At 60.6% G+C, this 11380-nt stretch carries 8 protein-coding genes, 1 tRNA gene and 1 pseudogene; 3 read left to right on the plus strand and 7 right to left on the minus strand.

Features of this window, described 5'->3' with window-relative positions; genetic code table 11:
• Positions 1-44: 44 nt before the first annotated feature.
• Together oscA and dibA are read right to left on the minus strand one after the other, a co-directional pair.
• Complete coding sequence (gene oscA / locus J4E53_RS27585) at positions 45-227, minus strand: sulfur starvation response protein OscA (RefSeq protein WP_042732574.1); 183 nt, start codon at positions 225-227, stop codon at positions 45-47.
• 292 nt (positions 228-519) lie between these two features.
• Positions 520-2427, minus strand: a complete 1908-nt coding sequence (dibA, locus tag J4E53_RS27590) for a phosphodiesterase DibA (protein WP_103311134.1) — start codon at positions 2425-2427, stop codon at positions 520-522.
• A gap of 144 nt (positions 2428-2571) precedes the next feature.
• Here dibA and desA point away from each other — a divergent pair, with 144 nt between their 5' ends.
• The gene (gene desA, locus J4E53_RS27595) at positions 2572-3756 is read left to right on the plus strand and encodes a delta-9 fatty acid desaturase DesA (protein ID WP_060739765.1); all 1185 of its coding nucleotides are present in this window, start codon (positions 2572-2574) and stop codon (positions 3754-3756) included.
• Between the two features lie 296 nt (positions 3757-4052).
• Entirely contained in the window at positions 4053-5042 is a 990-nt protein-coding gene (locus J4E53_RS27600; RefSeq protein WP_103311136.1) for a sensor domain-containing diguanylate cyclase, read from the plus strand.
• A gap of 147 nt (positions 5043-5189) precedes the next feature.
• Here the strand turns inward: J4E53_RS27600 and J4E53_RS27605 are convergent, their stop codons facing one another.
• The 3 genes from J4E53_RS27605 to gabD all read right to left on the minus strand — a co-directional run bounded on the left by J4E53_RS27605 (position 5190) and on the right by gabD (position 9447).
• Complete coding sequence (locus J4E53_RS27605) at positions 5190-6407, minus strand: HDOD domain-containing protein (protein WP_060739767.1); 1218 nt, start codon at positions 6405-6407, stop codon at positions 5190-5192.
• Positions 6408-6554: 147 nt separating this feature from the next.
• A complete protein-coding gene (gene gabT / locus J4E53_RS27610) occupies positions 6555-7832 on the minus strand; it encodes a 4-aminobutyrate--2-oxoglutarate transaminase (RefSeq protein ID WP_060739768.1) in 1278 nt (425 codons plus the stop codon).
• A 172-nt stretch (positions 7833-8004) separates the two neighbouring features.
• Complete coding sequence (gene gabD / locus J4E53_RS27615) at positions 8005-9447, minus strand: NADP-dependent succinate-semialdehyde dehydrogenase (protein WP_003196484.1); 1443 nt, start codon at positions 9445-9447, stop codon at positions 8005-8007.
• 349 nt (positions 9448-9796) lie between these two features.
• On the opposite strand from gabD, the gene J4E53_RS27620 reads away from it, so the two are divergent.
• Positions 9797-9873 (plus strand) — tRNA-Arg (locus J4E53_RS27620).
• Between the two features lie 84 nt (positions 9874-9957).
• On the opposite strand, the gene J4E53_RS27625 is transcribed toward J4E53_RS27620, so the two are convergent.
• Both J4E53_RS27625 and J4E53_RS27630 read right to left on the minus strand, forming a co-directional pair.
• Positions 9958-10995, minus strand: a complete 1038-nt coding sequence (locus J4E53_RS27625) for a bifunctional helix-turn-helix transcriptional regulator/GNAT family N-acetyltransferase (protein ID WP_060739769.1) — start codon at positions 10993-10995, stop codon at positions 9958-9960.
• A 178-nt stretch (positions 10996-11173) separates the two neighbouring features.
• Positions 11174-11380, minus strand: a pseudogene (locus J4E53_RS27630) (hypothetical protein); the annotation flags it as partial.

The following is an 11380-nucleotide window of genomic DNA, read 5'->3' on the forward strand; positions in this document are numbered from 1 at the left end:
GCGCCTGTTTCGCGAGCAAGCTTTGCTCCCACAACCAGACTGTTTCAGCCCGGTTTATGGCTCGGCTGCTGCAGCCGGAATTTTTCCTTGCGTTCGATCTGGACCACCTGGGCGTTGTGCACGGTGATTTCCACTGCCCCAAAGCGTAGATCGCGCAACGCGCTCTGGATCTCGCGCAAGATGGTTGCTTCGTCCTGGCCGTCAACACTACGTAGAGATGCGCTCATGCTGCTGCTCCTTTAAATGAATGCCTGGCAGTGGGCGGCACTGCTTGCGGCGTGGGAGCAATACTAGATAAGTGCGGATATTCTTAAAAAGACTATTTAAGAATTTTTATATAACCAAAATGACACTGAGCTTTCCGCCCCCCCTGCGGCGGGTGTGATTGCGCCATCGCAAGCAAGCTCGCTCCCACAGGGGAAGCGGGTTAGCGCGCCTATCACAGGCAACACAAAACAACGGTGGGAGCGAGCTTGCTCGCGATGGCGGAGGGTCAGTCAACATCAATGCCACGGACGATCAAGCAATGACCGGCGCGCAGTCCCAATCCAACTGCGCCGCCGCCACCGGCCGACCAAACCAATAGCCCTGCCCCAGCTCACACGCCTGCCCCAGCAAAAAGGCCGCTTGTTCGCGCTGTTCAATGCCCTCGGCATGCACCTGCATGCCCATGCTGTGGGCCAGGGCGATGATCACCCGGACGATCGCCGCGTCATCCTCATCCCACGGCAACCCCGCGACAAAGCCCTGATCAATCTTGAGCTTCTGCACCGGCAAGCGTTTGAGCCGCAGCAGCGACGAATAGCCCGTGCCGAAATCGTCGATGGCCAGGCGCACGCCCAATTCCCGCAGGCGGTGCATCTGCTCCAGCGCCACCTCCGGGTCTTCCATCACCGCGCTTTCCGTCACTTCCAGTTCCAGGCAGGCCGGATCCAGGCCCGTGTCGTGCAGCACCTGGGCAACCTGCTCGTACAATTCGCGATGGGCAAACAACCGACTCGAGACATTGACGGCGACGAACGACAACGCCACGCCCGCCTGCTGCCACCGGCACATCTGCCGACAAGCCTGGTCCATGACCCAGGCATCGACCTGGGCAATCAGGCCGGTACGCTCGGCGATGGGAATGAACTCGGCCGGCGACACCAGCCCCCGTGTGGGATGCTCCCAGCGCACCAGCGCCTCGACACCGATCAGACGGCTGCTCGCCAAGTCGTGTACTGGCTGGTAATGAACACGCAACTCCTGCTGCTGCAGCGCACGACGCAGTTCGAAGGCAATTTCGACCCGTTGCTGCGCATGGGCGGTAAGTTCTTCGGTATACAGGGCGTAGCCGTCGCGTCCGGCGCTCTTGGCCTTGAACAACGCCGAATCGGCATTGCGCAACAGTTGCCCGGCGTTCAGGGCATCACCGGGAAACAGGCTGATGCCGATGCTGGCGTTGATGAACAACGCGTGCTCATCGAACTGCAGCGGTTCTTTCAAGGCGTCGAGGATGCGCCGGGCCAACGCCGCGGCCTGACCAGGCTGGGAACAGTTTTCCACCAGCACCGCAAATTCGTCGCCCCCCAGCCGGGCCAGGGTCACGCCCGGGGCAAACAGCCCGCGAAATCGCTCGGCCACGCCTTTGAGCAACTCATCGCCGACGTTGTGGCCGAGGCTGTCATTGATGTTCTTGAAGTGATCCAGGTCCACCAGCAACAGGGCACAGCCACGCTTGTGCAACTGCGCCGACGCCAAGGCCTGCTCGGTGCGGTCGGAAAACAGCAGGCGGTTGGGCAAGCCTGTCAGCGGGTCGTGATGGGCCAGGTAGGCCAGTTCGTGCTCGGAATCCTTGATGGCGCTGATGTCCGAAAACACCGCGACATAGTGGCTGACTTGGCCGTTGTCATCGTGAATGACGCGGATCGTCTGCCATTGCGGGTAGATCTCACCACTTTTACGCCGATTCCAGATCTCGCCACTCCACTCGCCCAGGCTGGCCAGGGCGGCAAATATGTCGCGATAGAAATCCGGCCCATGGCGACCGGACTTGAACAGATTGGGGCGCTGGCCCAGCACTTCGTCCCGGGCATAACCGGTGATCGCCATGAAAGCCCGGTTCACATGCACGATCAAGCCGTTGCGATCGGTCACCAACACCCCTTCGCGGGTGCAATCGAAGACGGCGGCGGCCTGGCGCAGGCGCTCGCGATCGGCACCGTGCTCGCCCTTGGCGAAAAACCGCGAGATCCGCGCCCGGGCCAGGAAGATCAGCCCGGCGCTAAACAGGATCCAGGCATACCCGTTGATCAGGAGCCAGCGCTGCCTGTCGACGAATTGATCGAAGAAACTGCTCAATAAATAACCAACCAGCTGCAGCCAGACGACTGACAGCACGAGATAAAGCAGCGCTACGCGCATGGCACTGCGTTGATAGGCAGGCATTCGGCCATCCATGTCCTTACAAAGAGGAGGATTATAGAGGAAGAAACATTCAGCCACTCTTATCTGAAAGGCCGACTGGTTTTATCTGTGGGGCTGGTGATAATGCAACGGCGGTTTCTATCTTTATCGAGGGCCCTACAGCCTATGTGGTACGAAGGTTTTCTTGGCTTGTCGGCCTGGTCACTGGTGGCAGTCACCCTGCTGATGACCCACGTCACGATCATTGCCGTCACGGTCTATCTGCACCGTTATTCGGCCCATCGCTCCCTGGAGCTCAACGCCGGTCTCAAACATTTCTTCCGTTTCTGGCTGTGGCTGACCACGGCGCAGAACACCCGCGAGTGGACCGCCATCCACCGCAAGCACCACGCCAAATGCGAAACCGAGGATGACCCTCACAGCCCGGTCATCAAGGGCTTGTCCACCGTGCTGCGCAAAGGCGCCGAGCTGTATCGCGCCGAAGCGGAAAACCCGGAAACCCTGCGCATCTACGGCAAGAACTGCCCCGACGACTGGATCGAGCGCAACCTCTACAGCCGCTTCCCGCTGCTGGGCGTGGCGATCATGGGCGTCATCGACCTGCTGCTGTTCGGCACCATCGGCATCACCATCTGGGCCATCCAGATGATGTGGATTCCCGTCTGGGCCGCTGGCGTGGTCAACGGCCTGGGCCATGCCGTGGGCTACCGCAACTTCGAATGCCGCGACGCGGCGACCAACCTGGTGCCCTGGGGCATCCTGATCGGCGGCGAAGAACTGCACAACAACCACCACACCTACCCCAACTCGGCCAAGCTGTCGGTACGTAAATGGGAGTTCGACCTGGGCTGGGCCTGGATCCGGGTGTTCAGTTTCCTGCGCCTGGCCAAGGTCCAGCGCGTTGCGCCGATCGCCCACCGGGTCGAAGGCAAGGGCCACCTGGACATGGACACGGCCATGGCGATCCTCAACAACCGCTTCCAGATCATGGCGCAGTACCGCCGGCTGGTCATCGCGCCGCTGGTCAAGCAGGAACTGGAAAAAGTCGATCACTCGGTGCGTCACCAGTTCCACCGGGCCAAACGGCTGCTGTCGCGGGAAACCAGCCTGCTGGACGACCGTCACCACGTGCGAATCCAGAACATGCTCGAACACAGCCAGGCACTGAAGGTGATCTACGAGAAACGTCTGGCCTTGCAGCAGATCTGGGTCAAGACCAGCAGCAACGGCCACGACATGCTCGCCGCCATCAAGGAATGGGTCAACGAGGCCGAAGCCAGCGGCATCCAGTCCCTGCGGGACTTCGCCGACCAGCTCAAGACCTACTCGCTACGGCCTGCCACGGCCTGACCAGGCAACGCCACCACTGTGGATGAGGGCTTTTTGTGGCGAGGGAGCTTGCTCCCGCTGGGCTGCGCAGCAGCCCTTCTTTTCTTGTGAGCGCTTCGCGCTCAAGCGGGAGCAAGCTCCCTCGCCACAGGTCCAACACTTGGCATCTGACTCGCTAAATCCCCACGCCCTTCGTCGCCTGAAAAGGAACTTCGCCCCGAATCCCCTATCTCAAAGAGCACTTCGCCATCCAGGCGGGATTTGGAGAAAAGTGCGTGCAAAACAACAGCAGTGCACGCTCTTTGAGATTTGTGCCGATGGTCGACAAGAACCTACAGGATTACTCCCTACCTCATTGGCCCGAGGCGGCCCAGACGCTCATGGCGCTGATGCACGCCCAGGGCGAAGTGGCGCGCCTGAGCGAACGCGAACAACTGTTCAGCTCGCTGCTGGTCAGCGTCAATGCCGTGCTGTGGGCGTTCAACTGGGAAACCCGACAAGTGCTGTATGTCAGCCCCGCCTACGAACGGATCTTCGGCCGCCCCGCCGGCCTGGTCCTGGCTGACTACAACGAATGGCGCGACGCAATCTACCCCGACGACCTTGAGTACGCCGAACGCAGCCTGGCCGAAGTGCTGGTCAAGGGGGCCGTCGAAGACCGTGAATACCGCATCATCGCCGGCGACGGCCAGGTTCGCTGGCTGAGCGACAAATGCTTCATCAACCGCCAGGCCGAGCCTGGGCAACCGGTGATCGTGGTCGGCATCGCCGAGGACATCACCGAAAAGAAGCTCTTGGAAAGTGAGCTGCAGCGATTGGCAACCACCGATGTGCTGACCCAGAGCAGCAATCGCCGGCATTTTTTCGAATGCGCCCACCGTGAGTTCGAGCAGGCGCGGCTACAAGGGACGCCCATGGCGTTCCTGTTGCTGGACATCGATGACTTCAAGGTGATCAACGACACCTACGGTCATCAGGAAGGCGATACCGTGTTGCAGAAGATCGCCGAAAGCGGCCGGTCCGTGCTGCGACGCGGCGACCTGTTCGGGCGGATCGGGGGCGAAGAGTTCGCTGCGGTGTTCCCTGGCTGCGCCCCCGACATGGCATTGCAAGTAGCCGAGCGGTTGCAACGGGAAATCCAGCGCCTGATGTTCCGCTGGGGCGAACAGACCTTCGGCATTACTGTCAGCCAGGGCCTGACCGCCATTACCCCCGAAGACCAGTCCCTCGACAGCCTGTTCTCCCGCGCCGACGCGGCCATGTACGAGGCCAAGCGCAAGGGGAAGAACCGCATCATCGCGGCTTGACGCCAATCGCAGTGCAATTGAATCCAGTCATGCCACGGATCCTGTGGGAGCGAGCTTGCTCGCGATGAGGGCCTGACATTCAATGATGGGGTGACCGTCATGCCGCCATCGCGAGCAAGCTCGCTCCCACAGGGTTGGGCGCTGGCTTTATTTGCGGCGCAACCGTGTCAACTCTGGCAAGCCGATCTTCAGCAACCGTGCCGTGCGGCCACGGGCCAGCTCTTCAAGACCCTCATGGGCGGGCAGATGCGCCATCTGCGCTGCCATGTTCATCACCAAGGCTTCACGGGAATACACCCCGCCCCCCAGGCTATAGACCGCCGCGATCAACTCCCGAAGCTCCAACGGCAGACGCCAGCGGGCACGTAACGCCGAGCCGAAACTGGCGCCGAACGTGTCCAGCGAGTCGCCGACTTCCTCCGGTTCTTCCAGCTCGCCACCGGCCTGTTTCCACTCTTCCAGGCAGCGCAGCAACGCCAGGTCGCCCAGGCGATGCAACAACCCGGCGCAATAACAACGCTCCTGCTCCAGGTCCAACAACCGCGCCATCGTCCGGGCGTATTCGGCGGTGTGCAGCGACAGTGTCCAGTAACGCTCGGCATAATCCGCCAGACACGGAACGCTGAGCCGGGCGCAGCGCTTGAGGGTCAGGCCGAGGATCAGGTTCATGCTTTGCCCGGTGCCGAGCTGGTGCAGCGCCTGGGCCACGGTCTGCACCGGGCCACCGCCCTGATGCTGGGCAGCGCTGTTAGCCGCAGCGATCAGCACCGCGGTGATCTGCGGGTCGGTGCGGAGCTCTTCTTCGAGCAATTTCAGATCCAGCCCGCCGGGGTTGAGGCTGCGCTTGACCGCCACTTGCACATCGGTCATCAAGGGCGCGCCCTCGGACAGGTCACGCCGACGTTCCAGGAAGGTGGGCAAGGTCAGCCCCGGCCCCGGGACCGGCGCAGCATTGGAGGTTTCTTCACCGCCGCCCACTAACAACCCTTGCAAACGCAAGGTCAGGCCTTCCCGGTTCAACGGCTTGGTCAAATACGCCGTCGGTGCCAGTGGAACGACCTCACGCACACTGGCGCTGTCGTTGCGCCGACTCATCAGAATGAACGGCAACGGCGCAGCTCGATGCTGTTGGCGAAGGCCACGCAGGATCGTCAGGCCATCGACACCCGGCAGTTCCCAATCGGCGATGACCAGGTCGTACACGTTATGCGCCAGCAAATCCAGGGCCTGTTGCCCCTCGCCGCAGGTGTCCACTCGGGCATCGCAGCGCACGCCCGACAGCACTTGCTCCAGCATCTCCCGGGACGCCGGGTCGGCCTCGGCGATCAACACACGCGGTACAGCGGGTAAAACCACAGCAGTCATTGCAACATCGCTCCCTTGCCATACATGCACCTTAGACAATGAAGGCCGTTCCAGACAGCTCAAACCTGCGGGATAAGCCCGCGGACATGAAAAAACCCGCCGAAGCGGGTTTTTTTGTGGATCAGTGCACAGTCAGCGTTCGTCAGATCAGAGCTCGGAGAAACACTCTTCGATGATCGCCAGGCCTTTGTCCAGTTGCTCGTCCGGCGAGGTCAGCGGCACCAACACCCGCAGAACGTTGCCGTAGGTGCCGCAGGACAGCAGGATCAGGCCCTTGTCACGTGCCTTGGCCACCACTTGGGCCACTGCCGCGGCGTTCGGCTTATGGGTGTCGCCGTTTTCGAACAGCTCCACGGCGATCATCGCGCCCAGGGCACGGACCTCACCAATGACCGGGTACTTTTTCTGGATAGCCTTGAGGCCCGTGACCAGACGCTCGCCCACAGCCTTGCAGCGGTCCAGCAGGTGCTCTTCTTCAAACACCTCCATCACCGCCAACGCCGCCGCACAGGCGATCGGGCTACCGGCATAGGTGCCGCCCAGGCCACCTGGGGCGATGGCATCCATGTACTCGGCCTTGCCGCACACACCGGCCAACGGGAAGCCGCCAGCGATGGATTTGGCGAAGGTGGTCAGGTCGGCGGCAACGCCCATCTGTTCCATGGCGAAGAAGGTGCCGGTACGGCCAGCGCCAGTCTGGACTTCGTCAGCGATCAACAGAATGCCGTGCTGGTCGCACAGGGCGCGCAGGCGCTTCATGAACTCCTTGGGCGCCACATAGAAACCACCCTCGCCCTGTACCGGTTCGATGATGATGGCGGCGATGTCACGCGGCTCGGCGTCGTTCTTGAAGATGCGTTCGATGCTGGCGATGGAATCATCGATGCTCACGCCGTGCAGTTCGTTCGGGTACAGCGCGCGGAAGATACCGCCGGGCATCAGGCCCATGCCAGCCGAGTACGGCACGACTTTACCGGTCAGGCCCAAGGTCATCATGGTGCGACCGTGGTACGCGCCGGTGAAGGCGATCACACCGGCACGGCCAGTGGCGGCGCGGGCGATCTTCACGGCGTTTTCCACCGCTTCGGAACCGGTGGTGACCAGCAGGGTTTTCTTGGCGAAATCACCGGGCACCTTGGCGTTGATTTTTTCGCACACTTCCACGTACGGCTCGTAGGCCAGGACCTGGAAGCAGGTGTGGGTCAGCTTGTTCAACTGCGCGGTCACGGCGGCGATGATTTTCGGGTGCACGTGGCCGGTGTTCAGTACGGCGATACCACCGGCGAAGTCGATGAATTCACGACCTTCAACGTCGGTGACCGTGGCGTTCTTCGCCGACTCGGCGAAAATCGGGTGAATCTGGCCGACGCCACGTGGAACAGCGGCGGTACGGCGGGCCATCAAGTCAGCGTTAGTCTTGCTCATTACAGTCCTCATTCGCCGCTCATCGGTCGGCGTGGCTCAAGGAATACATGGCGGAAAGGCAACTGCGACAGCATGCGATGATCGACTGCCACAGCGTTCCCGACCACAAGAAACAGAACGGGTGAAGCACGCAAAGGGACAGCGCTCTCGTGCCCTTTGCGCTTGAAGCGGATCAGATACCCAGGCAGAGGTATTTGATTTCCAGGTAGTCCTCGATGCCGTACTTGGAACCTTCACGGCCCAGGCCCGACGCCTTGATGCCGCCGAACGGCGCGACTTCGTTGGAGATCAAACCAGTGTTGACGCCGACCATGCCGTATTCCAGGGCCTCGGCCACACGGAACACACGGCCCAGGTCGCGGGCATAGAAGTACGAAGCCAGGCCGAACTCGGTGTCGTTGGACATCGCGATCACTTCGGCTTCGTCTTTGAAGCGGAACAGCGGCGCCAGCGGACCGAAGGTTTCTTCCTTGGCCACGGCGGCGTTCTTCGGTACGTTGGTCAGGATGGTCGGCTCGAAGAAGTTGCCTTCCATCGCCTTGCCGCCCGACAGCACGGTCGCGCCTTTGCTGACCGCATCGGCAATGTGTTCCTGCACCTTGGCGACCGCTTTGCCGTCGATCAAGGGACCGGTGGTGGTGCCATCGTCCAGGCCGTTGCCGATCTTGAGCTTGGCCACCGCCACTTTCAGTTTCTCGGCGAAGGCGTCGTACACCGAATCCTGGATGTACAGGCGGTTGGCGCAGACGCAGGTCTGACCGTTGTTGCGGTATTTGGAAATGATCGCGCCTTCGACGGCCTTATCCAGGTCCGCGTCGTCGAACACGATGAACGGCGCGTTGCCGCCCAGCTCCAGGGAGACTTTCTTGATGTCCTTGGCGCATTCGGCCATCAGTTGGCGACCGATCTCGGTCGAGCCGGTGAACGACAGCTTGCGCACGATCGGGTTGCTGGTCAGCTCGCCACCGATGTCGCCGGCGCTGCCGGTCACTACACTCAACACGCCTTGCGGGATGCCAGCACGGTGCGCCAGCTCCACCAGGGCCAGGGCCGAGAACGGGGTTTGCGAAGCCGGCTTGATGACCATGGTGCAACCGGCAGCCAGGGCTGGACCAGCTTTACGGGTGATCATCGCCGCCGGGAAGTTCCACGGGGTAATGGCCGCGGTCACGCCGATCGGCTGCTTGATCACGATCAGGCGCTTGTCGGGCTGATGGCCGGGAATCACGTCACCGTAGATGCGCTTGGCTTCTTCGGCAAACCACTCGATGAACGAGGCAGCGTAGACGATCTCGCCCTTGGCTTCGGCCAGTGGCTTGCCTTGTTCCAGGGTCATCAGGCGACCGAGGTCGTCCTGGTTTTCGATCAGCAATTCGTACCAGCGGCGCAGCTTGTTGGCGCGTTCCTTGGCGGTCAGTGCACGCCAGGCCGGCAGTGCCTTGTCGGCGGCTTCAATCGCCCGGCGGGTTTCGGCCGCGCCCATCTTCGGCACGGTGCCCAACACTTCGCCCGTCGCCGGGTTGGTGACCTTGATCGTCTGACCATTGTCCGCATCGACCCAAGCGCCATCGATAAAGGCTTGCTGGCGGAACAACTGGGTGTCTTTAAGCTGCATGTCGGCTTTCCTTAACAGCACCGCGCGCACGCGGAGCGAATTAGATTTGTAGAAAGGCGCCTCGGGGGCTGCCGTCAGGGAAATCATTCACCGGGCTGAAGCACAGAAATAACGCACATAAGCACAGACGTGCGGTTCAGCACCCAGACAAGAGCGTTTGAAATCTCAAACGAATCCTAGGGCCGATGGGGGTGAAGGACAAGAGCCTGTTCGAAAAAAAGAACGAAAAAACCGAATTTGCCCGTTTTTTCTGATCAGCGTAGCCGATGCCCACCTAGGCTTATGAAAACACCGGCAAATCAGCAGCATGGACGCCCGCATTGCATATGAGTATCATGGCGCCCGCGTCGCACCAGTAGCTCAGCTGGATAGAGTACTGCCCTCCGAAGGCAGGGGTCGTGGGTTCGAATCCCGCCTGGTGCACCATATAGCAGTCTAGACCTGTCTCAGACAGTCTACGAAACACCCCAAGAAGCCCGCCCTGTGCGGGCTTTCTTGTTTCTGGCTATATCATGTGTTCAATACCTGATGCATCGAGTGAATCGCTGAGGTTTCCAGCACTTTCTTCATGACCTCGAACTGTAGACCCGGTCGGATGGGAACCCCAAACCTGTCGTCGTCATAAGGAAAAGGTTCGGTTTCACCTGTTTTGCAATAGCCCCGACGCTCATACCACTTTATCAACGTGTCCCGCGCTTCAAGCACCGTCATATGAATACACTCAGCGCCGCGTGATTGGCACCATTGCTCCGCGGCGGCGAGCAAGCGCCGTCCACACTGAGCATTCTGTTTTTTTGGATCGATTGCCAATGACCCGAGATACCAAGTCCCCGCCTGCACTGGCTCAACCCATACACACCCGAGGATGTTTTCTCGCTTCTTCCATACCAATAACGAAGCGAGCGGTTTCTGTGCAATCTCAGTCCTGAGCGTTGTTTCCGAAATACGATCTCCGCTAATCAGACCCGTTTCTGTCGTCCACCCTGCTCCTTCCCCTTCGCCGCGATATGCCCGATTGAGTAATAAAACGACTCCAGCAACATCTGCATCACAAGCGGGTCGCAAGCTGACAGGGTTAAGGCGATCAACGCGCTCAGCTAGAGACTCCTCGGCCAAGCGATTTTCCAGAGTATCCAGCTGTTCCAGAAAAGGACCCGACATCCCGGCTAATAAGTCGCGAACCACGATATCAATCAGTGGCCATACGACTTGGCGGCCTTGATCGACGGCAGCCCTCCCCGCCTCCGTCAGTTCGACGAGGGACTGCCGCTTGTCTTTCTCCCCCCGGCTCGAGACAACGAGCCCTTCGTCCGTCAGCCGGTTTACACTTTTTGTCATTGCAGGCTGGCTCACCCGGATGGCTCGGGCGAGATCCCCAACAGTGCAGCCTTTGGAGCCATCGAGCAGCACGAGAACCGGAAACAACCCTGGTGGGACTAATGTACCCACATCGCTAGCCAACAGACTCGCATCTGCTTGCATCTGCTCGGCAAGTCGCTTGAGACGGCTGCCTAAAAAGACATGGGGCATTTCTCGTAAAATATCCATAACATCTCCGGGATTTGTATAACCAGTTATACAAACTCCCTGGAGCTTGTCAAATCAGGTGGCTGTAGAGATGGTCTGAATGGGCACAGAAGCCGCCAAGCCCGGCTGCGCCCCGATGGTCGTAGCCGCCAGGACGCCAGACGCGATTCTCAATGGATCATCAGCCCGTCGGTTTAACTCAACGCTTGCGCAACGCCTCCAACCGCGCCGGCAGGTCTTCCTCGGGAAAGCGCTTATGCAGCGCCAGCAGCTTCTCATCAGCGGCCTTGCTCTCACCCGCCTCGCGCAAGCGCAGGATTTCCATCAGGCCTTGCTCCAGCGATGGCAATGCTGCCGGCGCGGATTTACTCATTTTCGCCGCAGGCTTTTCCGCCAAGGATTGCAC

The sequence above is a fragment of the Pseudomonas sp. FW305-28 genome, assembly GCF_017351395.1.
GTDB lineage: Bacteria > Pseudomonadota > Gammaproteobacteria > Pseudomonadales > Pseudomonadaceae > Aquipseudomonas > Aquipseudomonas fluorescens_AA.

Bases quoted from the DNA above. Each gene is read 5' to 3' on its own strand.
- oscA (WP_042732574.1), bottom strand. From the start codon at position 227: ATGAGCGCATCTCTACGTAGTGTTGACGGCCAGGACGAAGCAACCATC.
- dibA (WP_103311134.1), bottom strand. From the start codon at position 2,427: ATGCCTGCCTATCAACGCAGTGCCATGCGCGTAGCGCTGCTTTATCTC.
- desA (WP_060739765.1), top strand. From the start codon at position 2,572: ATGTGGTACGAAGGTTTTCTTGGCTTGTCGGCCTGGTCACTGGTGGCA.
- J4E53_RS27600 (WP_103311136.1), top strand. From the start codon at position 4,053: ATGGTCGACAAGAACCTACAGGATTACTCCCTACCTCATTGGCCCGAG.
- J4E53_RS27605 (WP_060739767.1), bottom strand. From the start codon at position 6,407: ATGACTGCTGTGGTTTTACCCGCTGTACCGCGTGTGTTGATCGCCGAG.
- gabT (WP_060739768.1), bottom strand. From the start codon at position 7,832: ATGAGCAAGACTAACGCTGACTTGATGGCCCGCCGTACCGCCGCTGTT.
- gabD (WP_003196484.1), bottom strand. From the start codon at position 9,447: ATGCAGCTTAAAGACACCCAGTTGTTCCGCCAGCAAGCCTTTATCGAT.
- J4E53_RS27625 (WP_060739769.1), bottom strand. From the start codon at position 10,995: ATGGATATTTTACGAGAAATGCCCCATGTCTTTTTAGGCAGCCGTCTC.